Genomic DNA, 23,385 nt, shown 5'->3' with positions numbered 1-23,385 from the left:
CGTGTCATAGCCAAATTATCTCGGGTGCCCGCACGGTGGGCTTGCTAGTCTAGCGGCGCCCGAGATCACGCCAAATTTAAGAGGCCAGCTATGACCGCACCCTTCGCCATCCGTCGACTCAACGCCGCCGATCCGGACTTCGCGCGTCATCTGGACCATCTGCTGTCCTGGGAAAGCGTTTCCGACGACGCCGTGAACCAGCGCGTGCTGGACATCATCGCCGCCGTGCGCAGCCGTGGCGACGCCGCCGTGGTGGAGTTCACCCAGCGTTTCGACGGCCTCGAAGCGAAGTCCATGGCCGACCTGATCCTGCCGCGCGAGCGTCTGGAACTGGCCCTGACCCGCATCACCCCGGCCCAGCGCGAAGCCCTGGAAACCGCCGCCGCCCGTGTGCGCAGCTACCACGAGAAGCAGAAGCAGGACTCCTGGCGCTACACCGAGGCTGACGGCACCGTGCTTGGCCAGCAGGTCACCCCGCTGGATCGCGCCGGCCTGTACGTACCCGGCGGCAAGGCTTCCTATCCGTCGTCCGTGCTGATGAACGCTATTCCGGCGAAAGTCGCCGGCGTAGCCGAAGTAGTGATGGTGGTGCCGACGCCGCGTGGCGAGATCAACGAGATCGTCCTCGCTGCCGCCTGCATCGCCGGCGTCGACCGCGTCTTCACCATCGGCGGCGCGCAGGCCGTGGCCGCGCTGGCCTATGGCACCGAGAGCGTGCCGCAGGTGGACAAGATCGTCGGCCCGGGCAACATCTACGTCGCCACCGCCAAGCGCCACGTCTTCGGCCAGGTCGGCATCGACATGATCGCCGGTCCGTCCGAGATCCTCGTGGTCTGCGACGGCGGCACCGATCCGGACTGGATCGCCATGGACCTGTTCTCCCAGGCTGAGCACGACGAAGACGCCCAGGCCATCCTGGTCAGCCCGGACGCCGAGTTCCTCGACAAGGTCGCCGCCAGCATCGATAAGCTGCTGCCGACCATGGAGCGCGCCGAAATCATCCGCACCTCGCTGAGCAACCGCGGCGCGCTGATCCATGTCGCCGACCAGGCCCAGGCCTGCCAGGTAGCCAATCGCATCGCGCCGGAACACCTGGAGCTGTCGGTGGCCGACCCGGAAAGCTGGCTGCCGAACATCCGCCACGCCGGCGCCATCTTCATGGGTCGCTATACCGCCGAGGCCCTGGGCGACTACTGCGCCGGCCCGAACCACGTGCTGCCGACCTCCGGCACCGCGCGCTTCTCGTCGCCGCTGGGCGTGTACGACTTCCAGAAGCGCTCGTCGATCATCTTCTGCTCGGCCGACGGCGCCTCTGTGCTGGGTGGCACTGCTTCGGTGCTGGCCCGCGGCGAGTCGCTGACCGCCCACGCGCGCAGTGCCGAATACCGCATCAAGAACTGAACCCCGTTTCGCCGCCCCGCGTGTGGGGCGGCCCTACAACGCATTCGAGGAGAGAAGGGCGATGAGCAAGTTCTGGAGCCCCTTCGTCAATGAGCTGGTGCCCTACATCCCGGGCGAGCAGCCGAAGCTGGCCAAGCTGGTCAAGCTGAACACCAACGAGAACCCCTATGGCCCGTCGCCCAAGGCACTGGCCGCCATGCAGGGTGAGCTTAACGACAACCTGCGCCTGTACCCGGACCCCAATGCCGACCGCCTGAAGCAAACCATTGCCGACTACCACGGCGTGCGCCCGAGCCAGGTGTTCGTCGGCAACGGTTCCGACGAGGTCCTGGCCCATGCCTTCCACGCGCTGTTCCAGCACGAAGGCCGGCCGCTGCTGTTCCCCGACGTGACCTACAGCTTCTATCCGGTCTACTGCGGCCTCTACCGTGTGGCCTTCGAGGCGGTGCCGCTGGACGAGCAGTTCCAGATCCGCATCGAGGACTACACCAAGCCCAACGCCGGGATCATCTTCCCCAACCCCAACGCACCCACCGGCTGCCTGTTGCCGCTGGAAGCCATCGAGCGCCTGCTCAAGGCGAACCCGGACAGCGTGGTGCTCGTGGATGAAGCCTACGTCGACTTCGGCGGCGAGACCGCCATCAGCCTGGTGAATCGCTACCCGAACCTGCTGGTCGCGCAGACCCTGTCCAAGTCGCGCTCACTGGCCGGGCTGCGGGTCGGCTTTGCGGTGGGGCACGAGGACCTGATCGAGGCCCTGGAGCGGGTGAAGAACAGCTTCAACTCCTACCCGCTGGATCGCGTGGCGCAGGCCGGTGCGATTGCGGCGTTCGAGGACGAGGCCTACTTCCAGCAGACTTGCCAGGCGGTGATCGCCAGCCGCGAGAAGCTGGTCGGCGAGCTGCGCGGCATGGGCTTCGAGGTGCTGCCTTCGGCGGCGAACTTCATCTTCGCTCGTCACCCTCGGCATGATGCTGCCGAGCTGGCCGCCGGCCTGCGCGAGGAGGGCGTGATCGTGCGCCACTTCAAGCAGGCGCGAATCGCCCAGTTCCTGCGCATCAGCATCGGTACCGAGGAGCAGAATCAGGCTCTGCTGGACGCCCTGCGTCCGCGCATCTGAGTCGCTCCCGGCAATGAAGAACGGCGCCCTTGGGCGCCGTTTTTCGTTACTGCTGTTGTTGCTGCGGATTCGGCGCCGGCGGCGGACGCAGGCCGACTTCCGCCTGCAGGGTGAGGTGCTTGCCGTTGCGCAGGATCTCGATGGAAATGTGCTGGTTGGGCTTGGTGCGCGCCACCTGGTTCATCGCCTTGCGCCCGTCGCTGGCCGGCTCGCCATCGATGCTCAGGATGATGTCGCCAGGTAGCATGCCGGCCCGCGAGGCCGGGCCGTCGCGATACACGCCGGCGACCACGATGCCGGCCTTGTCCTGCAGGCCGAAGGACTCGGCGAGTTCCGGTGTCAGCGGCTGTACTTCGACGCCCAGCCAGCCACGGATCACCTGGCCGTGCTCGATGATCGACTGCATCACGTCGATTGCCAGCTTCACCGGGATGGCGAAGCCGATGCCCTGGGAACCGCCGGACTTGGAGAAGATCGCGGTGTTGATGCCGATCAGGTTGCCGTTGGCATCCACCAGCGCGCCGCCGGAGTTGCCCGGGTTGATCGCGGCGTCGGTCTGGATGAAGTCCTCGTAGGTGTTCAGGCCGAGCTGGTTGCGCCCGGTGGCGCTGATGATGCCCATGGTCACGGTCTGGCCGACGCCGAAGGGGTTGCCGATGGCCAGGCAGACATCGCCGGTGCGGATGCCGTCGGAACGGCCGAGGGTCATGACCGGCAGGTCCTTGAGATCGATCTTGAGCACCGCGAGGTCGGTTTCCGGGTCGCTGCCGACCAGGCTGGCGGTGGTTTCGCGACCGTCGCGCAGGGCCACCACTATCTGATCGGCGCCGGCGGTAACGTGGTTGTTGGTCAGCAGGTAGCCCTCGGGGCTCATGATCACCGCCGAACCCAGGCTGGACTCCATGCGCTTCTGTTGCGGCAGGTTGTCGCCGAAGAAGCGGCGGAACAGCGGGTCGTCGAGCATCGAGTTGGTCGGCTTGCTGACCATCTTGGTGGTGTACAGGTTGGCCACCGCCGGCGCCGCGCGGGTGACGGCGTCGGCATAGCTGACCGGGCCCTGCTGGATGCGGCTGAGCAGCGGCGCTTGTTGCAGATGCACTTCCTGCTGCGGCAGGCCGACCCACTCGGGGTTACGCTGGATGATCAGTAGCGCCAACAGGACGCCAACAAGCGCGGGCCAGCCGAGAAAACGCAGGGCCTTCAGCATCGGAGGGAATTCCTTGGGGTTGTCCGGCCTGGGGAAGGCCGTTAGGGTGGCCGCCATTATACGAGCGGCGTGCCAAGAAAGTAGCCGTCCGCACTGCAGTCTGGAGGAAAATCAATGACGATCGAGCTAAGTGTTCTGGTCGAAGAAGCCGACCGTTTCCTGGATGCCGCGCGCATCCAGGACTACTGCCCGAACGGCCTGCAGGTGCAGGGGCGTCCGCAGGTGCGGCGCATCGTCAGTGGCGTCACTGCCAGCCAGGCATTGCTCGATGCGGCCGTGGCCGCCGAGGCCGATGCGGTGCTGGTGCACCATGGCTATTTCTGGAAGGGCGAGAATCCCTGTGTAGTTGGCATGAAGCAGCGCCGGCTGAAGACCCTGCTCGGCCACGACATCAGCCTGCTGGCCTATCACCTGCCGCTCGACCTGCATCCGGAAGTGGGCAACAACGTGCAGCTGGGCCGCCAGCTCGGCCTGACCATCGAGGGGCCGCTGGAGCCGGGCAACCCGCGCTCCATCGTGCTGGTTGGCGCGCCAGCGGAGCCCATGGCGCCGGCCGACTTCGCACGCCACGTCGGTGCTGTGCTCGGGCGCGAGCCACTGCTGGTCGAGGGCGACCGGCCGATCCGGCGCATCGCCTGGTGCACCGGCGGTGCCCAGGGCTACATCGACCAGGCGATTGCCGCGGGCGTCGATGCCTACCTCACGGGTGAAGTGTCCGAGCAGACCGTGCACAGCGCGCGGGAAAACGGCATCACCTTCATCGCCGCTGGCCACCACGCCACCGAGCGCTACGGCGTGCAGGCGCTGGGGCGTTACCTGGCCGAGCGCTTCGGCATCGAGCATCAGTTCATCGACTGCCCGAATCCGGCTTGACCGCGCGCTAGTTCCCCTTGGCCGCGTAACCGTGGCGCGCCTGGTCCACGGCTTCACCCAGCTTCCACACCGCCATGGCGTAGTGGGTGCTGTGGTTGTAGCGGGTGATCACATAGAAGTTCGGCAGGCCGTACCAGTACTGGTAGTTGCGGCCCATGTCGAGGCGCAGCAGGCTAGCGCTGGCATGGTTGCCGAGGGAGCCCTGCGGGCGCAGGCCCGCCGCACTCAAGGCGGTGACCGAATACTGCGTCTCGAAACCGACGTCCAGCGAGGGCGCCTGGCCGTATGCCGGGACGGCCACTATGTCGCCGGTCCGCCAGCCCTGCTGCTTGAAGTAGTTGGCGACGCTGCCGATGGCGTCGCGCGGGTTCCACAGGTCGATGTGGCCGTCGCCGTCGAAGTCCACCGCGTACTTGGCGAACGAGGACGGCATGAACTGGCCGTAGCCCATGGCGCCGGCATAGGACCCGCGCAGGGCGAGCGGGTTGTCGTTTTCCTTGCGGCTGAGCAGGAGGAACTGCTCCAGCTCGTCGGCGAAGTAGTCGGCGCGGCGCGGATAGTCGAACGCCAGGGTGGCGAGCGCGTCGATGATGCGGGTCTTGCCCATCACGCGGCCCCAGCGGGTCTCCACGCCGATGATGCCGACGATGATTTCTTCCGGCACGCCATAGGTGCGCGAGGCGCGCTGCAGGTCGGCAGCGTACTGGTTCCAGAAGGCGACGCCGTTCTGCACGTTGTCCGGGGTTATGAACTTCTTCCGGTAGCGCAGCCAGGCACCGTTCGGGCCGTAGCTGCCGGGGTAGCTCACAGCCTGCTGGTCCATCAGGCGGATCACCCAGTCCAGCCGTTCGGTCTGCGCAAACAGCCCCTGCAGCTGCCGGCGGTCGAAGCCGTGCTCGCTGGCCATGCGCTCGATGAAGCGCTGCGCATTCGGGTTATTTGCGAAGTCGCCGGTCAGCGCGCCGCTCGTCTGCGCGCCCTGCCAGGGCACGTAGGTCTTCTGCGGAAGACTGCTGGCGGTGCTCTGTGGGGCGGGCGGCAGCGGAGGTGAAACGGGCTTGCTGCTGCATGCCGAGAGCAGGCACAGCGCGGGCAGGAAGGAAGCGATGCGACGCATGGGAAATCTGCAGGGTAGTGAGGCGGAGGAGGGCTATGGTAGCTCGGCGCGCGGGGCAGGCAAGTGCGGACATGACGCACTTCGCGGACGGTAGGCGAGGGATGTGCTATCCGATGGCCGGCCAGGACGTGTCGACCTGTCCGCTGTAGCCTCCTGGTTCCGGGCTGGAGCCCGCGCCGGGAGTCGCCTGCACGCCTTTGCGGGACTGAATGCGTATGGCTATATCGGTATATTTTTTTGGTATAAACCGCTCCCCGGTTAGAGCCTACGCGCTGTGGTAGAGTGCGCGCTCGTCTACGGCCCGAAGGCCGTCCATAAGCAATTCCGTGAGTAGCCATGGTCGACAAACTGACGCATCTGAAACAGCTGGAAGCGGAAAGCATCCACATCATCCGCGAGGTCGCCGCCGAGTTCGACAACCCGGTGATGTTGTACTCCATCGGCAAAGACTCCGCGGTGATGCTGCACCTCGCCCGCAAGGCGTTCTTCCCCGGCAAGTTGCCGTTCCCGGTGCTGCACGTCGATACCCGCTGGAAGTTCCAGGAAATGTATCGCTTCCGCGAGAAGATGGTCAGCGAATACGGCCTGGACCTGCTCACCCACATCAACCCCGATGGTGTGGCGCAGGACATGAATCCCTTCACCTACGGCAGTGCCAAGCACACTGACGTGATGAAAACCGAGGGCCTCAAGCAGGCGCTCGACAAGTACGGCTTCGATGCCGCCTTCGGTGGTGCGCGCCGCGACGAAGAGAAATCCCGCGCCAAGGAGCGCGTGTACTCGTTCCGTGACAGCAAGCACCGCTGGGACCCGAAGAACCAGCGCCCGGAACTGTGGAACGTCTACAACGGCAAGGTGAAGAAGGGCGAATCGATCCGCGTCTTCCCGCTGTCCAACTGGACCGAGCTGGACATCTGGCAATACATCTACCTCGAGCAGATCCCGATCGTGCCGCTGTACTTCGCCGAAGAGCGCGAAGTCATCGAGATGAACGGCGCGCTGATCATGATCGACGACGAGCGCATCCTCGAGCACCTCACGCCTGAACAGAAGGCCAGCATCCAGAAGAAGATGGTGCGTTTCCGCACCCTCGGCTGCTACCCGCTGACCGGTGCGGTGGAATCCACCGCCACCACGCTGCCGGAAATCATCCAGGAAATGCTCCTGACCCGTACTTCCGAACGCCAGGGCCGGGTCATCGACCACGATGCCGCAGGCTCTATGGAAGAAAAGAAACGTCAGGGCTACTTCTAAGGTTCTCGCACCATGTCGCATCAATCCGATCTGATCAGCGAGGACATCCTCGCCTACCTGGCCCAGCACGAGCGCAAGGAACTGCTGCGCTTCCTCACCTGCGGCAACGTCGACGACGGCAAGAGCACCCTGATCGGGCGCCTGCTGCACGACTCCAAGATGATCTACGAGGACCACCTCGAGGCCATCACCAAGGACTCCAAGAAAGTCGGCACCACCGGTGACGAAGTCGACCTGGCGCTGCTGGTCGATGGTCTGCAGGCCGAGCGCGAGCAGGGCATCACCATTGACGTGGCGTACCGCTACTTCAGCACCTCCAAGCGCAAGTTCATCATCGCCGACACCCCCGGCCATGAGCAGTACACCCGCAACATGGCCACCGGTGCGTCCACCTGCGACCTGGCCATCATCCTGATCGACGCCCGCTACGGCGTGCAGACCCAGACCCGCCGGCACAGCTATATCGCCTCGCTGCTGGGCATCAAGCACATCGTCGTCGCGATCAACAAGATGGACCTGAAGGGGTTCGACCAGGGCGTCTTCGAGCAGATCAAGGCCGATTACCTGCAGTTCGCCGAGAAGATCAACCTGAAGACCAACTCGCTGCACTTCGTGCCCATGTCAGCGCTGAAGGGCGACAACGTGGTCAACAAGTCCGAGCGCTCGCCGTGGTACACCGGCCAGTCGCTGATGGAGATCCTCGAGACCGTCGAGATCGCCGGCGACCGCAACCTCGACGACATGCGCTTCCCGGTGCAGTACGTCAACCGTCCGAACCTGAACTTCCGCGGCTTCGCCGGCACCCTGGCCAGCGGCGTCGTACGCAAGGGCGACGAGGTCATCGCCCTGCCGTCGGGCAAGGGCAGCAAGATCAAGTCCATCGTCACCTTCGAGGGCGAACTGGAGCAGGCCGGTCCCGGCCAGGCCGTCACCCTGACCCTGGAAGACGAGATCGACGTGTCCCGCGGCGACATGCTGGTGCATGCCGACAACCGTCCGCAGGTCACCGACGGCTTCGACGCCATGCTCGTGTGGATGGCCGAGGAGCCGATGCTCCCGGGCAAGAAATACGACATCAAGCGCGCCACCAGCTACGTGCCGGGCTCGATCCCGAGCATCGCCCACAAGGTGGACGTGAACACCCTGGAAGAGACCGCCGCCAGCGAACTCAAGCTCAACGAGATCGCCCGCGTGAAGGTCAGCCTGGATGCGCCCATCGCCCTCGACGGCTACGCGCAGAACCGCACCACCGGTGCCTTCATCGTCATCGATCGCCTGACCAACGGCACCGTCGGCGCGGGCATGATCATCGCCTCGCCGCAGGCCGGGCAGAGCCATGGCAGCCACCACGGCCAGGGCGCCCACGTGAGCCGCGACGAGCGTTCCGCGCGCTTCGGCCAGCAGCCCGCCACCGTGCTGTTCAGCGGCCTCTCCGGCGCCGGCAAGAGCACCCTGGCCTACGCCGTGGAGCGCAAGCTGTTCGACATGGGCCGCGCGGTCTATGTGCTGGACGGCCAGAACCTGCGTCACGACCTGAACAAGGGCCTGCCGCAGGATCGCGCTGGTCGCAACGAGAATTGGCTGCGCACAGCGCACGTTGCTCGCCAGTTCAACGAAGCCGGCCTGATCAGCCTGTGCGCCTTCGTTGCACCGAGCGCAGAAGGTCGCGAGCAAGCCAGGGCGCTGATCGGCGCCGAGCGCCTGGTCACCGTCTACGTGCAGGCTTCTCCGCAGGCCTGCCGCGAGCGTGATCCGCAGGGCTTGTACGCTGCCGGCCAGGACAACATCCCGGGTGAGTCCTTCCCCTACGATGTGCCGCTGGACGCCGATCTGGTGATCGACACCCAGAGCCAGTCGGTGGAAGAAGGCGTCAAGGCGGTCCTCGACCTGCTGCGTCAGCGCGGTGCGATCTGATCGCCGTCGCCTGACGTGAAAAAGCCCCGCTTCGGCGGGGCTTTTTCTTGGGGGCTGTCCCGTCCTGAATAAGGTTTACACCTTCGCCCTTATTTCAGGAGAGCCCCGATGGCAGAAGGTGTTCGTCGCAGCCAGCGTGATTACACGCTGGCTTTTAAACTGGCGGTGGTCGACCAGGTCGAAAAAGGGGAAATGAGCTACAAGGAGGCTCAGGCCCGCTATGGCATCCAGGGCCGCTCGACGGTGCTGGTGTGGTTACGCAAGCATGGCCGGCAGGACTGGAACCAGGGCGCCTCCCTTCGAAAGGCTCGGAGCCCGGATATGAATACCCCGAAATTGCCATTGACCCCGGAACAACGCATCAAGGAACTCGAGCAGCAGCTTGAGGTGATGAGCCAGAAGGCGCAGTTCTTCGAGGCCGTGGTGAATGTGCTGAAGAATGACTACGGCGTTTCGATCGTAAAAAAGCGTCCCGGCAAGTCCTCACGCAAAGGCAAGTCCAAGCGCTGAGTGTTAGCAGGGCTTGCCAGTTCATGGGCATCAGCCGCCAGGCGTACTACCAGCGCAACCGGGCGGCGGATCAGCGCAGCCAGCAGGATCGACAGATCGCCCAGTTCGTGCGGCAGGTACGGATGCGTCAGCCGCGCCTGGGAGCACGCAAGCTGCATTATCTGTTGCAGCAGCAAGCGGAAGCCGCGTTGCGAGTTGGGCGCGATCGCCTGTTCCGGGTGCTGGCCGAGCACCGCCTGGTGGTTCGACCCAAGCGGGCGTACCACAAGACCACCCACAGTTTTCACCGGTTCCATCGCCATCCCAATCTGCTCAAGCCAGGGCCGCAACAGGTCTTGCCCGATGCGCCGGAGCGCGTCTGGGTTGCCGACATCACCTATCTGCCCAGCCAGAGCGGCCCGCTGTACCTGAGCCTGGTCACCGACGCCTATTCGCGCAAGATCGTCGGCCATCACGTCCACGACAGCCTGCACGCCGAGTCGGTGGCCCATGCCTACAGCCAGGCCCTGCGGCGCCGCACGACGCAGGAACCCCTGGTGCATCACTCCGACCGAGGAATTCAGTACTGCTCGGGGCTTTACCAACGCCTGCACGCGCAGCACGGAGCAATCTGCTCGATGACCGACGGCTACGACTGTTACCAGAATGCGCTGGCTGAGCGCGTCAACGGCATCCTGAAGAACGAGTTGCTGGAGCATCCTCCCGCCGACCTCGCGCAGGCGCGCCGCATGGTGCGTGAAGCCGTCGACATCTATAACCGCGAGCGCCCTCACCTGGCCCTGAAATACAAAACGCCCGATGCGGTGCATCGGGCGTTCTGAGGTCTGGAGCATGGCCTGAGAGGTGTAAACCTATTTCAGGACTAGACAGGCTTTTCGTAGCAGCGAGCTTGCTCGCGAACCGTCTTGCGCGATGCTGTTCGCGGGCAAGCTCGCTCCTGCAGGTTACATTCCTCCAGGCATGAAAAAGCCCCGCCTAGGCGGGGCTTTTGGTCACTGCGGCGCTTACAGCTTGCGCTTCAGGCCATAGGTTTCGTCCAGCGTGCCCGGGCCTTCGCCGGACTTCGGCGCGTAGTCCTTCGGCGCTTCGCCGGCGGCTGGCGGCGTCAGGCGCTCGCGGCGTTCGGGGTAGGCGTTTTCGGCGTGCAGAGCAGCCAGCAGGCGCTGCTTGGTCTGCTCGTCGAGAGCCAGGCGCTCGGCGCTTTCGGAGAGGTGTTCCTGTACGTCCTGATAGCTCTGGGTGAGCTTCTTCACCAGGCTGGCGGTGGTATTGAAATGGGTCACCACTTCGCGCTGGTAGCTGTCGAAGCGGTCCTGCAGATCGTCCACTTGGCGCTGCATCTTGTTGGGGGCGGCATTGGGCAGCACGCGAGCGATCAGGAAGCCGATGGCGGCTCCGACGAACAGGGCGATGACCGGCAGCAACCAGGTGGTGAGGGACTGTTCCACGCGAATCCTTCCTCTATAGACGGCTTTGCTTTACGTTAGCGGCTTGCACCTGCGCTGTACACCACGAGGCGAGGCCTCCGCATCGGCGCGGTATCGAGCTAGACGAGACGACCCGCTTCGGGGTCACGGAGTTGTTGTTTGTCCACCCGCGAAATTCCCCTGTTCATCGATGGGCCCGACGGTCCGCTGGAAGCCTTGCACCTGGATACGCCGGATGCTGTCGGGGTGGCGCTGATCTGCCATCCGCACCCGCTCTTCGCCGGCACCATGCAGAACAAGGTGGTCGCCACCCTGCAGCGCATCGCCCGTGACAGCGGCTACGCGACCCTGCGTTTCAACTTCCGTGGCGTGGGCCAGAGCTCGGGGACCTACGCCGATGGCCGTGGCGAGATCGACGATGCCCTGGCTATCGCACGCTGGCTGGGCGACAAGCATCCCGGCCTGCCACTGACCCTGATGGGCTTCTCCTTCGGCTCCTGCGTCGCCGGCAACGCCGCCGCGCGACTGGAAGGGCAGGGCATCGCCCTGCGCCATCTGTTCATGCTGGCGCCGCCTGTGGAGCGTTTCGAGGTCGATCTGCCGCGTCAGTGCCCGATCACCGTGGTACAGCCCGAAGATGACGAGGTGGTGACGCCGGCGCGCGTCTACGCTTGGAGCGATTCGCTGACGCTGCCCCACGAGCTGCTGCGCGTGCCCGAATGCAGCCACTTCTTCCACGGCAAGCTGATCGAGCTCAAGGACCTGCTGCAGCCCCGGCTCGCGCCGGCCGGCGTCGCGGGTTAACATCCGGACCGCTCATTTTTCCGCGTTGATTTCTGGTATCCCATGACGACCCGCATCCTCACCGGCATTACCACCACCGGCACCCCGCACCTGGGCAACTACGCCGGCGCCATCCGCCCGGCAATCGTCGCCAGCCGCGACCTGCAGGCAGATTCCTTCTACTTCCTGGCCGACTACCACGCGCTGATCAAGTGCGACGACCCGCAGCGCATCCAGCGTTCGCGCCTGGAGATCGCCGCCACCTGGCTGGCCTGCGGCCTGGATGCCGATAAGGCGACTTTCTATCGCCAGTCCGACATTCCCGAAATCCCCGAGCTCACCTGGCTGCTGACCTGCGTCTCGGCCAAGGGCCTGCTCAACCGCGCCCACGCGTACAAGGCCTCGGTGGACAAGAACGTCGAGGCCGGCGAAGACCCGGACGCCGGCGTCACCATGGGCCTGTACAGCTACCCGGTGCTGATGGCCGCGGACATCCTGATGTTCAACGCGCACAAGGTGCCGGTCGGCCGCGACCAGATCCAGCACGTGGAAATGGCCCGCGACATCGGCCAGCGCTTCAACCACCTGTTCGGCAACGGCAAGGAACTCTTCACCCTGCCCGAAGCGGTGATCGAGGAAGACGTGGCGACCCTGCCGGGCCTGGACGGTCGCAAGATGTCCAAGAGCTACGACAACACCATCCCGCTGTTCGGCAGCAGCAAGCAGCTCAAGGACGCCATCGCCCGCATCGTCACCGACTCGCGCGCGCCGGGCGAGCCGAAGGACCCGGACAACGCCCACCTGTTCACCCTCTATCAGGCCTTCGCCACTGCCGCTCAGCTCGCGGATTTCCGCGCCGCGCTGCTCGACGGCCTGGCCTGGGGCGAAGCCAAGCAGCGCCTGTACGAGCTGTTGGAAAGCGAGCTGGGCGAAGCCCGCGAGCGCTACCACACGCTGATTGCCCGCCCGGGCGACCTGGAGGACATCCTCCTGGCCGGCGCCGCCAAGGCACGTCGCATTGCCACGCCGTTCCTCGGCGAGCTGCGCGAGTCGGTGGGCCTGCGCTCGTTCCGCGAGCAGGCGCAAGTGGCCGGCGAAGGCAAGAAGAAAGCGGCCAAGAGCGCACGCATCGTCAGCTTCCGCGACGACGACGGCAGCTTCCGTTTCCGCTTGCTGGATGCCGCCGGTGAGCAGCTGTTGTTGTCGTCCTCCTTCGCTGACGGCAAGTCCGCTGGCGCGGTGAGCAAGCGCCTGCAAAGTGGCGAAGCCCTGGACCTGCGCGCTGAAGGCAACGCTTTCGCGCTCTGGCTGGACGGCGCGGCCGTGGCGCAGAGCCCCGAGTTCGCCGATGCCGCGGCGCGCGATGCCGCGATCGAACGCGTACGCGAGGCGCTGGCGCCGCAGGAGTAAACCGCAGGCGGCCATCCTCGACGGATGGCTGATTGCCAAGAAGCGGGGCCGTCGCTAAAGTGTCGGCCCCGTTTTCGTTGCCTTGCTACCGATCATGACGCCCCTTCAGCGCTACCAGGAAGACCTCAAACGTCCCGATTTCTTCCACGATGCTGCACAGGCCAATGCCGTAAGGCATCTGCAACGCCTGTACGACGAGCTGCTGGCAGCCGACCAGGCCAAGCCAGGGCTGTTCGGCAAGCTGCTCGGCAAGAAGCCCAGTGGTCCAGTCAAGGGCCTGTATTTCTGGGGTGGCGTCGGTCGCGGCAAGACCTATCTGGTGGACACCTTCTTCGACGCACTGCCGTTCAAGCAGAAGATGCGTACGCACTTCCACCGCTTCATGAAGCGCGTCCACGAGGAAATGAAGACCCTCAAGGGCGAGAAGAACCCGCTGACCATCATCGGCAAGCGCTTCGCCGAAGAGGCCCGGGTGATCTGCTTCGACGAATTCTTCGTCTCCGACATCACCGACGCCATGATCCTCGCGACCCTGCTCGAGGAGCTGTTCAAGAACGGCGTCAGCCTGGTGGCGACCTCCAACATCGTGCCGGACGGTCTGTACAAGGACGGCCTGCAGCGCGCCCGCTTCCTGCCGGCCATCGCACTGGTCAAGCAGTACACCGAAGTGGTCAACGTCGACAGCGGCGTGGATTACCGACTGCGTGCCCTCGAGCAGGCCGAGCTGTACCACTGGCCGCTGACCGAGCAGGCCGAGCAGGCCATGTCCCGTGACTTCAACAAGCTCACCCCGGACTGCGCCGCGGCGATCCGCGACGACGTGCTGATCATCGAGAACCGTCCGATCCGCGCACGCCTGACCTGCGACGACGTGGCCTGGTTCGAGTTCCGTGAGCTGTGCGACGGTCCGCGCAGTCAGAACGATTACATCGAGCTGGCGAAGATCTATCACGCGGTGCTGATCTCCAACGTCGAGCAGATGAACCCGGCCAGGGATGACCTGGCGCGCCGTTTCATCAACCTGGTGGACGAGTTCTACGATCGCAACGTCAAGCTGATCATCTCCGCCGAGGTCGAGCTGAAAGACCTGTACGTTGGCGGCCGCCTGGAGTTCGAGTTCCAGCGCACCCTCAGCCGCCTGCTGGAAATGCAGTCCCACGAGTTCCTCAGCCGCCCGCACCGTCCCTGACGGCAGCAGTGCTGCAAGTAAAAAGGGCTGCCCAATGGCAGCCCTTTTTCGTTCTTGCTGGGTGGATTCGCGGACGAGATCCGCTCGTGCATCCTGCCGCGGACTCAGCGCTGCGCGGTCTGTTCCTCGGCCGTCTTCAACAGCTGCTTGGCGCGCGCGACTTCCAGCGCTTCCATGGCATTGATCGGCTTGATCGCCACGGCTTTCCTAAGTTGCTCCAGCGCCTTTTCGTGCTGGTCGTCGCCATACACGTAGCCCAGTGCATTGGCGTATTCGTAGTGGCCGATCGGCAGGTCGTCGCTGGCGCGGAAGGAGCGGGCGAAGTACTGCTCCATCTGGTCGGCGCTGACGCCGTAGGTCATGCGACCGACCAGCTTGCCGACCTTGCGGATCACGCCGGCCTGGTAACCGCCGTAGAGGGCGAGGGCGAACGGCTGGTTGGGGCGCTCGGCGAGGATGGCATCCAGTTCCTTGGGGATCTCGCCGGTGTAGCCGCGCTTGAGCACCACCGGTACCGGCAGTTCTTCGGCCAGGCGTGCCTTGGCGTAGGCGCGACCGAACTGGGCGATCGGGTCGGCATTGAGCAACGGGCCGGCCTGGTCGGTGTAGCTGATCACTTCCTCGAGTAGCTGCTGCTTGTCCGAAGCCGGGGCGAGGAACATGGCATAGAGCACCTGGGCGAACATGGCGGGCACCTGGCCGCCGACGCCGAGGGCTAGGCCGTCTTGCTTGGCCTGGGCGAAGTCGCCGCGGAACACCTTGCGCCACACATCCTGCAGCTTCTCGGCGTAGGTCCGGGCTTCTTCCGGTTTGCCGCTGAAGCCGCTGCCACTGGCCACGGTCTTGGCGACCGCGTCGGGATGAGCGGCGGCCATCTTCGTCACCCAGGTGGCGTCGGGGAATGGGTAGCCGCCGAAACCTCGGGTCAGGCGCGGCCAGGCGGCGCGCAGCTTGTCGCCGGAGTAGTCGAAGGCGCTCTGGTCGTAGGGGAAGGGTTTCCAGTTGTCCGCGCCCAGGGCGGGCAGGCACAGGCAGGTGAGCAGGACGAGCAGTAGGCGGCGCATGGCGAGATCCCGTGGTTTTTGTTCTGCGAGGGGCGGCTCCGATCATAGGCAGCCGCCCCCGCTACGGGACCCATCCTACGGATGGCGTGTTTCAGGCTTCCTTCCGCCGGTACTGATTGCGGAAATGGTTGGGCGAGAGCTTCGTGTGCTGGCGGAACAACCGGGCGAAGAAGCTCGCGTCGTCGTAGCCGACCTCATAGCTGATGGTCTTGATGCTCTTGCGCGTGGTCGACAGCAAGCCGCGTGCGGTCTCGATGCGCAGCCGCTGCAGGTAGTGCAGCGGCTTGTCGCCTGTGGCCGCCTGGAAGCGCCGCATGAAGTTGCGGATGCTCATGCCGTGATCGCGGGCCACGTCCTCGAAGCGGAATTTCTCGGCGTAGTGCTCCTCCAGCCACTGCTGCACCTGCAGGATCGCCGGGTCGTGGTGCAGCTTCTGCCCGCCGAAGCCGAGGCGGCCCGGGGTGTAGCTGCGCTGCACTTCGAAGAGGATGTCTCGCGATACGCCTTGCGCCACGCTGGAGCCGCAGAAGCGCTCGATCAGGTAGAGGTAGAGGTCGCGCGAGGAGGTCACGCCACTGGCGCTGTAGAGGTTGTCGGCGTCGGTGATGTGCTTCTCGCGGTTGAGCAGCACGGCCGGATAGCGAGCGGCGAAGGCGTCGAAGAAGCGCCAGTAGGTGGTCGCTTCCTTGCCGTCGAGCAGCCCGGCTTCGGCCAGCCAGTAGACGCCGGTGGCCTCGCTGCTGATCGCGCTGCCGGCGGCATGCCGCTGGCGCAGCCAGGGCACCACTTGTGGATAACGTTCGAGCAGTTGGTCGAAGTCGCCCCAGAAGGCCGGGACTATGACCAGTTCGGAATCGTCGAGGGCGCCGTCCACGGAGAGCAGGTCGCCGCTGAACGCCTTCACGGGCTGGCCGTCGGGGCTGACGATGCGGGTTTGCAGGAGTGGGGTCAGGCCCAGGCCTTCCTGTCTGCCGAAGCGCAGGCTGGCCATGTGGAGGAAGTCCCTGGCCTGCATGAGGGTGGAGGCGAAGACGCCATCGGTCGCAAGGATACTGACCCGGTTGAGCGGGGATACGGAGAGTTCAGGCATCTTTCTTGTCATTGTTGTTGATCGCAGCGTTTGACGCTTATCTGGTCAAATCGCGGCTGGATCGTCTTATTTTTTGTCGCATGTGTCCAGTGCGCGATGTCGGGGCGCGCCCTACATTCGGCCCTTCGATGGCATCAGCACGGCACCAGGAGGTGACCATGATCCCCAGAACCCTGTTCAGTTCCGATCACGAGTTGTTCCGCGACAGCGTGCGCAAGTTCCTCGAACAGGAGGCCGTGCCCTTCCATCACCAATGGGAAAAGGACGGCCATATCGACCGCGGCCTGTGGAACAAGGCAGGCGAGGCGGGGATGCTTTGCTCGCATATTCCCGAAGCCTACGGCGGCATGGCTGCGGACTTTCTCTACAGCACCGTGGTCATCGAAGAGATCGGTCGCCTGGGTCTGACCGGCATTGGTTTCTCCCTGCATTCGGACATCGTTGCGCCCTACATCCTGCATTACGGCAGCGAGGCGCAGAAACAGCACTACCTGCCGAAGTTGATCTCCGGCGAGATGGTCGGCGCCATCGCCATGACCGAGCCGGGCGCCGGCTCCGACCTGCAGGGCGTAAAGACCACGGCGGTGCTCGACGGCGACGAGTACGTCATCAACGGCTCCAAGACCTTCATCACCAACGGCTATCTCGCCGACCTGGTGATCGTGGTCGCGAAGACCGATCCGAAGGGCGGCGCCAAAGGCACCAGCCTGTTCCTGGTCGAGGCAGGAACCCCGGGCTTCGCCAAGGGGCAGCGCCTGGAGAAGGTCGGCATGAAGGCCCAGGACACCTCGGAGCTGTTCTTCCAGGACGTGCGCGTGCCCAAGGAGTCGCTCCTCGGTCAGCCGGGGCAGGGCTTCATCTACCTGATGCAGGAGCTGCCGCAGGAGCGCCTGACGGTTGCCCTCGGGGCGCTGGCCTCGGCCGAGGCGGCGCTGAAATGGACCCTCGACTACACCCGCGAGCGCAAGGCCTTCGGCAAGGCGGTGGCGGACTTCCAGAACACTCGCTTCAAACTGGCCGAGATGGCTACCGAGATCCAGGTCGGCCGCACCTTCGTCGACCGCTGCCTGGAACTGCACCTGCAGGGCAAGCTCGACGTGCCGACTGCGGCGATGGCCAAGTACTGGACGACCGATCTGCAGTGCAAGGTGCTCGACGAGTGCGTGCAACTGCATGGCGGCTACGGCTTCATGTGGGAATACCCGGTGGCGCGCGCCTGGGCCGATGCTCGTGTGCAACGCATCTACGCCGGCACCAACGAGATCATGAAAGAGATCATCGCCCGCTCGCTGTAATGGTGCAGGCATGAAAAAGCCCGGCACTGGCCGGGTTTTTTCGTTGCGGGCGGATCAGGGCGCCGGGTTGGGCTGGTCCTTGTGGATCGCCTCGATGCCGGCCAGTACCTCGTCGGACAGCTTGAGCTCGAAGCTGCCCAGGTTGCTTTCCAGCTGCTCCAGCGAAGTCGCGCCGATGATGTTGCTGGTCACGAACGGCTGGCGGGTGACGAAGGCCAGGGCCATCTGCGCGGGGTCCAGGCCGTGCTGGCGGGCGAGGGCCACGTAGTGCGCGCAGGCGCGTTCGCTCTGCGGATTGGTGTAGCGGGTGAAGCGGCTGAACAGGGTTATGCGCGCGTTGGCCGGGCGCGCGCCGTTCTCGTACTTGCCGGACAGCATTCCGAAGGCCAGAGGCGAATAGGCCAGCAGGCCGCATTGTTCGCGGATGGCGATTTCCGCCAGGCCCACCTCGAAGGTGCGGTTGAGCAGGTTGTAAGGGTTCTGGATCGATGCCGCGCGCGGCCAGCCGCGCTGCTCGGCGAGCTGCAGGAAGCGCATGGTGCCCCAGGGTGTCTCGTTGGACAGGCCGATGTGGCGGATCTTGCCGGCGCGCACCTGCTCGTGGAGCACCTCGAGGGTTTCTTCCAGCGGGGTGAAGTCCTGCTCCTTGTGCTGATAGCCAAGCTGTCCGAAGAAGTTGGTGCTGCGCTCCGGCCAGTGCAGTTGGTACAGGTCGATCCAGTCGGTCTGCAGGCGTTTCAGGCTGGCGTCCAGGGCGGCAACGATGTTCTTTCGGTCGTGCTTGAGCTGGCCGTCGCGAATATGCGCGATACCGTTGCCCGGGCCGGCCACCTTGCTGGCGAGGATCCAGTCTGCGCGGTCGCCGCGCTGGCGGAACCAGTTGCCGATGATCTGCTCGGTACGCGAGTAGGTTTCGGCGCGCGGCGGCACCGGATACATCTCGGCGGTGTCGATGAAGTTGATCCCGGCGGCCTTCGCCCGCTCGATCTGCGCGAAGGCTTCTGCTTCGGTGTTCTGCTCACCCCAGGTCATGGTCCCCAGGCACAGGGCGCTGACTTTCAGATCGGTGCGGCCAAGCGGGCGGTACTGCATGGACTTCTCCTTGTGAAAACAAGTGCATGACGTAGTTGTAAATTCTGCCGAAATCTGCATAATTCCGCAGCCTTTCATCGGTGGGGGATGCCAAGCCTGCCGATCGATACATCTAGTCGTTACGGACGCACACTGACCCGAGCCCCAAATCGTGTCTGTTTCCGGCTGTCCTTGACTTGTCAAGGCAACCACTGTCCAGTAAGATTCGCCGTCTTATTTTCAGGCGGCCCCTGAGGCTATAACGAATGAAAACTTTCACCGCGAAACCAGAAACTGTTAAGCGCGACTGGTTCGTCGTCGACGCTGCCGGCCTGACCCTGGGTCGTCTGGCTACCGAAATTGCTCGTCGCCTGCGCGGCAAGCACAAGCCGGAATACACCCCGCACGTTGATACCGGCGACTACATCGTCGTGATCAACGCCGAGCAGGTTCGTGTCACTGGTGCCAAGACCACCGACAAGATGTACTACCATCACTCGGGCTTCCCGGGCGGTATCAAGTCGATCAGCTTCGAGAAACTGATCGCCAAGGCCCCTGAGCGCGTCATCGAGACTGCCGTAAAAGGCATGCTGCCGAAGAACCCGCTGGGCCGCGACATGTACCGCAAGCTGAAGGTGTACAAGGGTGCCAACCACCCGCACACCGCTCAGCAGCCTCAAGAACTGAAGATTTAACGGGATAGCTCATCATGTCGGCTAATCAAAACTACGGCACCGGCCGTCGTAAGACCGCTACCGCTCGCGTCTTCCTGCGTCCGGGTACCGGCAACATCTCCATCAACAACCGCAGCCTGGACCAGTTCTTCGGTCGCGAAACTGCTCGCATGGTCGTACGTCAGCCGCTGGAGCTGACCGAAAACACCGAGAAGTTCGACATCTACGTCACCGTCGTTGGCGGTGGTGTTAGCGGTCAAGCCGGCGCTATCCGCCACGGCATCACCCGCGCTCTGATCGAGTACGACGAGACCCTGCGCAGCCCGCTGCGTAAGGCTGGCTACGTGACTCGCGACGCCCGTGAAGTCGAGCGTAAGAAAGTCGGTCTGCGTAAAGCGCGTAAGCGTCCGCAGTACTCCAAGCGTTAATTTCGACGCTTCGAAAAAAACGCCCAGATCCAAGAGGACTGGGCGTTTTTTTATGCCTAGGATAAAGGTGGCTGGAAATTTATGCGGCAAGGTGTCGCACGGCTGGAGCGCCCGTGGTGCAAGGGCTGCAGCTTCTTGGTTGCCGGTAATTACCTTGTCAGCTACAGGGCTTTTCTTTACCATTTGGCGAATTTTTTCTGCGGCACACCTTTTACTCAAAGGCCCGAGAAGATAACGGGCTAAAGCTGATGGGAGACGACTGAATGAGTAATGACGGCGTGAATGCAGGCCGGCGTCGCTTCCTCGTCGCGGCCACTTCGGTGGTTGGCGCCGCGGGAGCTGTTGGTGCTGCGGTCCCGTTCGTGGGGTCATGGTTCCCCAGTGCCAAGGCAAAGGCAGCGGGGGCGCCGGTGAAGGTGAACGTCGGCAAGATCGAGCCAGGGCAGCAGGTCATCGCTGAGTGGCGCGGCAAGCCGGTGTTCCTGGTTCACCGGACCAAGGAAATGCTGGATGCCCTGCCAACCCTGAACGGCCAGCTGGCCGACCCCGAGTCAAAGTCCTCGGAACAGCCGCACTACGTCGATCCCCAGCTTCGCTCCATCAAGCCGGAACTCGCCGTCATCGTCGGCATCTGCACCCACCTGGGCTGCTCGCCGACCTTCCGCCCGGAAGTGGCGCCGGCTGACCTCGGTCCGGATTGGAAGGGTGGCTACTTCTGCCCCTGCCACGGTTCCCACTACGACCTCGCCGGCCGCGTCTACAAGGGGCAGCCTGCGCCCCTGAACCTGCCGATTCCGCCTTATGCGCTCGATGGAGATGTGCTGACCATCGGTGTGGACCAGGAGAAAGCCTGATGAACAAGTTCATGGCTTGGGTCGATGCCCGCTTCCCCGCGACCAAGATGTGGGAAGACCATCTGAGCAAGTATTACGCCCCGAAGAACTTCAACTTCTGGTACTTCTTCGGTTCGCTGGCGCTGCTGGTGCTGGTCAACCAGATCCTCACCGGTATCTGGCTGACGATGAGCTTCACCCCGTCGGCGGAAGAGGCTTTCGCCTCCGTCGAATACATCATGCGCGATGTGGACTACGGCTGGATCATTCGCTACATGCACTCCACCGGTGCATCGGCGTTCTTCATCGTCGTCTACCTGCATATGTTCCGTGGCCTGCTCTACGGCTCCTACCAGAAGCCGCGCGAGCTGGTCTGGCTGTTCGGCATGCTGATCTACCTGGCGCTGATGGCCGAGGCCTTCATGGGCTACCTGCTGCCTTGGGGACAGATGTCCTACTGGGGGGCCCAGGTGATCATTTCGCTGTTCGGTGCCATCCCGGTGATCGGCAACGACCTGGCGCAGTGGATCCGTGGTGACTTCCTGATCTCCGGCATCACCCTGAACCGCTTCTTCGCCCTGCACGTGATCGCCCTGCCGATCGTCCTGCTCGGCCTGGTCGTGCTGCACATCCTGGCGCTGCACGAAGTCGGCTCGAACAACCCGGACGGCGTGGACATCAAGAAGAAGAAGGACGAGAACGGCATCCCGCTCGACGGCATCCCGTTCCACCCGTACTACACCGTCAAGGACATCGTCGGCGTAGTGGTCTTCCTGTTCGTCTTCTGCACCGTGATCTTCTTCTTCCCGGAAATGGGCGGATTCTTCCTCGAGAAGCCCAACTTCGAGATGGCGAACCAGTTCAAGACCCCGCCGCACATTGCTCCCGTGTGGTACTTCACCCCGTTCTACGCCATCCTGCGCGCCGTTCCGGACAAGCTGATGGGCGTGGTCGCCATGGGCGCCGCCATCGCCATCCTGTTCGTGCTGCCGTGGCTGGATCGTAGCCCGGTTCGCTCCATCCGCTACAAGGGCTGGCTGAGCAAGATCTGGCTGGTGATCTTCGCGGTGTCCTTCGTGATCCTCGGCTACTACGGTGCGCAGGCTCCGTCCCCGCTGGGCACCACCCTGTCGCGTATCTGCACCATCCTGTACTTCGCCTTCTTCGTCCTGATGCCGTTCTATACACGGATGGAAAAGACCAAACCGGTTCCGGAAAGGGTGACTGGCTGATGAAAAAACAATTCGCCGCATTGATCCTGGCGCTGCTGCCGGTATTCGCTTTCGCCAACGAAGCTGGTCCCGAACTCGATCACGTCGACATCGACCTGACCGACAAGGCCGCGATGCAGGATGGCGCCCGTACCTTCGCCAACTATTGCATGGGCTGCCACAGCGCCAAGTTCCAGCGCTACGAGCGTGTCGGCAAGGACCTGGGGATTCCCGAGGAGTTGATGCTGAGCAAGCTGGTGTTCACCGGTGCGAAGATCGGTGACCACATGGAAATCGGCATGCGTCCGGCGGATGCCAAGGTGTGGTTCGGCGCTGCCCCGCCGGATCTGACCCTGGTGGCTCGTGTACGCGGCACCGACTGGCTTTACACCTACCTCCGCTCGTTCTACGAAGATCCCAAGCGTCCGTGGGGCGTGAACAACAAGGTCTTCCCGAACGTCGGTATGCCCAACGTGCTGGGTAGCGTGCAGGGTCGCCAGGTGATCGGTTGCAAGCAGGTTCAGGTCGAAGAGCATGGCAAGAAGCAATTCGATCCGCTTACCGGCACACCCTTGACCCACGAAGCATGCGATCAGCTCACCGTTCTGCCGAAGACTGGCATGGTCAACGAGGAGCAGTTCGACGAGAAGGTGAAGAACCTGGTGACCTTCCTGGCTTATTCGGCTGACCCGAACAAGCTGGAATCGCACCGCATCGGCACCTACGTTCTGTTGTTCCTGGCCTTCTTCTTCGTGTTTGCCTTCCTGCTCAAACGTGAGTACTGGAAGGACGTGCACTAAGCACGGCCGCAGAAAGCGTCACAAGCGCGCGCCCCCATGGGGCGCGCGCGTTTTTTTTACCGCCTTGAAAAGCGTGTGTGAGGAAGCCCGGCATGGCCGCAGTCAATAAGCTCACCTGTTACTCCGACCCTGCCGATCACTATTGCCATCGAGTCCGTCTGGTGCTGGCGGAAAAGAACGTGGTAGTCGATATCCAGGACATCGAGGCCGGGCGCTGCCCGCCCAAGTTGGCCGAGGTGAACCCGTACGGTAGCGTGCCGACCCTGGTCGATCGTGACCTGGCGCTGTACGAGTCGACGGTGATCATGGAGTACCTTGACGAGCGCTACCCGCATCCGCCGCTGATGCCGGTCTATCCGGTCGCCCGGGCCAATACCCGACTGCTGATGCATCGCATCCAGCGCGACTGGTGCTCGCTGGTCGATCGTGTTCTCGACGGTCGTCAGAAGGACGCTGATCGCGCCTTGGCGCGCAAGGAGTTGCGTGAGAGTCTTACCGGTGTATCCCCGCTGTTTGCCGAGAAACCTTTCTTCCTCAGCGAGGAGATGAGTCTGGTCGATTGCTGCCTGCTACCGGTACTCTGGCGGCTCCCAGTGCTCGGGATCGAGCTGCCGCGCCCAGCCAAGCCGCTGCTTGACTACATGGAGCGGTCGTTCGCCCGGGAGGCCTTCCAGGCCAGTCTGTCCTCCGTAGAACGTGATATGCGCTAAGGAA

At 63.9% G+C, this 23,385-nt stretch carries 22 protein-coding genes; 16 read left to right on the top strand and 6 right to left on the bottom strand.

The features are described 5' to 3' along the window. Positions 1-90: 90 nt before the first annotated feature. Both hisD and hisC read left to right on the top strand, forming a co-directional pair. Positions 91-1,401 (top strand): histidinol dehydrogenase, encoded by a 1,311-nt coding sequence (hisD, locus tag PKB_RS22425; RefSeq protein ID WP_043254641.1) that lies wholly within the window; start codon positions 91-93, stop codon positions 1,399-1,401. Between the two features lie 61 nt (positions 1,402-1,462). Continuing rightward, complete coding sequence (gene hisC / locus PKB_RS22420; RefSeq protein WP_043254640.1) at positions 1,463-2,521, top strand: histidinol-phosphate transaminase; 1,059 nt, start codon at positions 1,463-1,465, stop codon at positions 2,519-2,521. Between the two features lie 46 nt (positions 2,522-2,567). On the opposite strand, the gene algW is transcribed toward hisC, so the two are convergent. Continuing rightward, complete coding sequence (gene algW, locus PKB_RS22415; protein WP_043254637.1) at positions 2,568-3,728, bottom strand: Do family serine endopeptidase AlgW; 1,161 nt, start codon at positions 3,726-3,728, stop codon at positions 2,568-2,570. 114 nt (positions 3,729-3,842) lie between these two features. Between algW and PKB_RS22410 the strand changes: the two genes are divergently transcribed. After that, positions 3,843-4,601 (top strand): Nif3-like dinuclear metal center hexameric protein, encoded by a 759-nt coding sequence (locus tag PKB_RS22410; RefSeq protein ID WP_043254635.1) that lies wholly within the window; start codon positions 3,843-3,845, stop codon positions 4,599-4,601. A gap of 7 nt (positions 4,602-4,608) precedes the next feature. Here the strand turns inward: PKB_RS22410 and mltB are convergent, their stop codons facing one another. Next, the gene (gene mltB / locus PKB_RS22405; RefSeq protein ID WP_043254633.1) at positions 4,609-5,718 is read right to left on the bottom strand and encodes a lytic murein transglycosylase B; all 1,110 of its coding nucleotides are present in this window, start codon (positions 5,716-5,718) and stop codon (positions 4,609-4,611) included. Positions 5,719-6,054: 336 nt separating this feature from the next. Here mltB and cysD point away from each other — a divergent pair, with 336 nt between their 5' ends. The 3 genes from cysD to PKB_RS29335 all read left to right on the top strand — a co-directional run bounded on the left by cysD (position 6,055) and on the right by PKB_RS29335 (position 10,217). Next, positions 6,055-6,972, top strand: coding sequence for a sulfate adenylyltransferase subunit CysD (gene cysD / locus PKB_RS22400; protein ID WP_043254631.1), 918 nt, complete (start codon positions 6,055-6,057; stop codon positions 6,970-6,972). A gap of 12 nt (positions 6,973-6,984) precedes the next feature. Continuing rightward, positions 6,985-8,886 (top strand): sulfate adenylyltransferase subunit CysN, encoded by a 1,902-nt coding sequence (cysN, locus tag PKB_RS22395; protein WP_043254628.1) that lies wholly within the window; start codon positions 6,985-6,987, stop codon positions 8,884-8,886. 108 nt (positions 8,887-8,994) lie between these two features. Then, a protein-coding gene (locus PKB_RS29335; protein WP_156958065.1) for an IS3 family transposase occupies positions 8,995-10,217 on the top strand; the annotation gives its coding sequence in 2 pieces (ribosomal slippage) (positions 8,995-9,346 and positions 9,346-10,217; 1,224 coding nt in all). A 183-nt stretch (positions 10,218-10,400) separates the two neighbouring features. On the opposite strand, the gene PKB_RS22380 is transcribed toward PKB_RS29335, so the two are convergent. Continuing rightward, the gene (locus PKB_RS22380; protein ID WP_043254626.1) at positions 10,401-10,844 is read right to left on the bottom strand and encodes a Z-ring associated ZapG family protein; all 444 of its coding nucleotides are present in this window, start codon (positions 10,842-10,844) and stop codon (positions 10,401-10,403) included. A gap of 138 nt (positions 10,845-10,982) precedes the next feature. Between PKB_RS22380 and PKB_RS22375 the strand changes: the two genes are divergently transcribed. From PKB_RS22375 to zapE, 3 genes are all read left to right on the top strand, one after another. Then, on the top strand, positions 10,983-11,627 hold the full coding sequence (locus tag PKB_RS22375; RefSeq protein WP_043254625.1) for an alpha/beta hydrolase: 645 nt from the start codon (positions 10,983-10,985) through the stop codon (positions 11,625-11,627). A 42-nt stretch (positions 11,628-11,669) separates the two neighbouring features. Then, entirely contained in the window at positions 11,670-13,016 is a 1,347-nt protein-coding gene (locus PKB_RS22370) for a tryptophan--tRNA ligase (RefSeq protein ID WP_043254623.1), read from the top strand. Between the two features lie 94 nt (positions 13,017-13,110). Next, entirely contained in the window at positions 13,111-14,205 is a 1,095-nt protein-coding gene (zapE, locus tag PKB_RS22365) for a cell division protein ZapE (RefSeq protein WP_043254621.1), read from the top strand. Positions 14,206-14,309: 104 nt separating this feature from the next. Here the strand turns inward: zapE and PKB_RS22360 are convergent, their stop codons facing one another. Together PKB_RS22360 and PKB_RS22355 are read right to left on the bottom strand one after the other, a co-directional pair. Next, the gene (locus PKB_RS22360; protein WP_043254620.1) at positions 14,310-15,269 is read right to left on the bottom strand and encodes a hypothetical protein; all 960 of its coding nucleotides are present in this window, start codon (positions 15,267-15,269) and stop codon (positions 14,310-14,312) included. Positions 15,270-15,360: 91 nt separating this feature from the next. Continuing rightward, on the bottom strand, positions 15,361-16,260 hold the full coding sequence (locus tag PKB_RS22355) for a GlxA family transcriptional regulator (RefSeq protein ID WP_167333395.1): 900 nt from the start codon (positions 16,258-16,260) through the stop codon (positions 15,361-15,363). A 257-nt stretch (positions 16,261-16,517) separates the two neighbouring features. On the opposite strand from PKB_RS22355, the gene PKB_RS22350 reads away from it, so the two are divergent. Next, positions 16,518-17,654 (top strand): acyl-CoA dehydrogenase family protein, encoded by a 1,137-nt coding sequence (locus tag PKB_RS22350; RefSeq protein WP_043254616.1) that lies wholly within the window; start codon positions 16,518-16,520, stop codon positions 17,652-17,654. 54 nt (positions 17,655-17,708) lie between these two features. On the opposite strand, the gene PKB_RS22345 is transcribed toward PKB_RS22350, so the two are convergent. Then, positions 17,709-18,746 carry an NADP(H)-dependent aldo-keto reductase gene (locus PKB_RS22345; RefSeq protein ID WP_043254614.1) on the bottom strand — a complete coding sequence of 346 codons (1,038 nt, stop codon included), beginning with the start codon at positions 18,744-18,746 and terminating at the stop codon, positions 17,709-17,711. A 245-nt stretch (positions 18,747-18,991) separates the two neighbouring features. Here PKB_RS22345 and rplM point away from each other — a divergent pair, with 245 nt between their 5' ends. From rplM to PKB_RS22315, 6 genes are all read left to right on the top strand, one after another. Beyond that, positions 18,992-19,420: a 50S ribosomal protein L13 gene (gene rplM, locus PKB_RS22340; protein WP_043254612.1), complete on the top strand. Its 429-nt coding sequence runs from the start codon at positions 18,992-18,994 to the stop codon at positions 19,418-19,420. 14 nt (positions 19,421-19,434) lie between these two features. Next, on the top strand, positions 19,435-19,827 hold the full coding sequence (gene rpsI / locus PKB_RS22335; protein WP_043254611.1) for a 30S ribosomal protein S9: 393 nt from the start codon (positions 19,435-19,437) through the stop codon (positions 19,825-19,827). A gap of 263 nt (positions 19,828-20,090) precedes the next feature. Further along, positions 20,091-20,681 carry a ubiquinol-cytochrome c reductase iron-sulfur subunit gene (petA, locus tag PKB_RS22330; RefSeq protein ID WP_043254609.1) on the top strand — a complete coding sequence of 197 codons (591 nt, stop codon included), beginning with the start codon at positions 20,091-20,093 and terminating at the stop codon, positions 20,679-20,681. Then, a complete protein-coding gene (locus tag PKB_RS22325) occupies positions 20,681-21,892 on the top strand; it encodes a cytochrome b (protein ID WP_043254607.1) in 1,212 nt (403 codons plus the stop codon). Before petA ends, PKB_RS22325 begins: the two co-directional genes overlap by 1 nt. Beyond that, entirely contained in the window at positions 21,892-22,671 is a 780-nt protein-coding gene (locus tag PKB_RS22320) for a cytochrome c1 (protein ID WP_043254605.1), read from the top strand. The genes PKB_RS22325 and PKB_RS22320 overlap by 1 nt, the downstream gene beginning before the upstream one ends. 92 nt (positions 22,672-22,763) lie before the next feature. Beyond that, the gene (locus PKB_RS22315) at positions 22,764-23,381 is read left to right on the top strand and encodes a glutathione S-transferase N-terminal domain-containing protein (RefSeq protein ID WP_043254604.1); all 618 of its coding nucleotides are present in this window, start codon (positions 22,764-22,766) and stop codon (positions 23,379-23,381) included. Positions 23,382-23,385 lie beyond the last annotated feature (4 nt).

The sequence above is a fragment of the Pseudomonas knackmussii B13 genome (assembly GCF_000689415.1).
Lineage (GTDB): Bacteria > Pseudomonadota > Gammaproteobacteria > Pseudomonadales > Pseudomonadaceae > Pseudomonas > Pseudomonas knackmussii.
Note: the sequence above shows the minus strand (reverse complement) of the source record. Positions and strands in the feature narration are given on the sequence as shown.

Bases quoted from the DNA above. Each gene is read 5' to 3' on its own strand.
- hisD (WP_043254641.1), top strand. From the start codon at position 91: ATGACCGCACCCTTCGCCATCCGTCGACTCAACGCCGCCGATCCGGAC.
- hisC (WP_043254640.1), top strand. From the start codon at position 1,463: ATGAGCAAGTTCTGGAGCCCCTTCGTCAATGAGCTGGTGCCCTACATC.
- algW (WP_043254637.1), bottom strand. From the start codon at position 3,728: ATGCTGAAGGCCCTGCGTTTTCTCGGCTGGCCCGCGCTTGTTGGCGTC.
- PKB_RS22410 (WP_043254635.1), top strand. From the start codon at position 3,843: ATGACGATCGAGCTAAGTGTTCTGGTCGAAGAAGCCGACCGTTTCCTG.
- mltB (WP_043254633.1), bottom strand. From the start codon at position 5,718: ATGCGTCGCATCGCTTCCTTCCTGCCCGCGCTGTGCCTGCTCTCGGCA.
- cysD (WP_043254631.1), top strand. From the start codon at position 6,055: ATGGTCGACAAACTGACGCATCTGAAACAGCTGGAAGCGGAAAGCATC.
- cysN (WP_043254628.1), top strand. From the start codon at position 6,985: ATGTCGCATCAATCCGATCTGATCAGCGAGGACATCCTCGCCTACCTG.
- PKB_RS22370 (WP_043254623.1), top strand. From the start codon at position 11,670: ATGACGACCCGCATCCTCACCGGCATTACCACCACCGGCACCCCGCAC.
- zapE (WP_043254621.1), top strand. From the start codon at position 13,111: ATGACGCCCCTTCAGCGCTACCAGGAAGACCTCAAACGTCCCGATTTC.
- PKB_RS22360 (WP_043254620.1), bottom strand. From the start codon at position 15,269: ATGCGCCGCCTACTGCTCGTCCTGCTCACCTGCCTGTGCCTGCCCGCC.
- PKB_RS22355 (WP_167333395.1), bottom strand. From the start codon at position 16,260: ATGGCCAGCCTGCGCTTCGGCAGACAGGAAGGCCTGGGCCTGACCCCA.
- PKB_RS22350 (WP_043254616.1), top strand. From the start codon at position 16,518: ATGATCCCCAGAACCCTGTTCAGTTCCGATCACGAGTTGTTCCGCGAC.
- PKB_RS22345 (WP_043254614.1), bottom strand. From the start codon at position 18,746: ATGCAGTACCGCCCGCTTGGCCGCACCGATCTGAAAGTCAGCGCCCTG.
- rplM (WP_043254612.1), top strand. From the start codon at position 18,992: ATGAAAACTTTCACCGCGAAACCAGAAACTGTTAAGCGCGACTGGTTC.
- rpsI (WP_043254611.1), top strand. From the start codon at position 19,435: ATGTCGGCTAATCAAAACTACGGCACCGGCCGTCGTAAGACCGCTACC.
- petA (WP_043254609.1), top strand. From the start codon at position 20,091: ATGAGTAATGACGGCGTGAATGCAGGCCGGCGTCGCTTCCTCGTCGCG.
- PKB_RS22325 (WP_043254607.1), top strand. From the start codon at position 20,681: ATGAACAAGTTCATGGCTTGGGTCGATGCCCGCTTCCCCGCGACCAAG.
- PKB_RS22320 (WP_043254605.1), top strand. From the start codon at position 21,892: ATGAAAAAACAATTCGCCGCATTGATCCTGGCGCTGCTGCCGGTATTC.
- PKB_RS22315 (WP_043254604.1), top strand. From the start codon at position 22,764: ATGGCCGCAGTCAATAAGCTCACCTGTTACTCCGACCCTGCCGATCAC.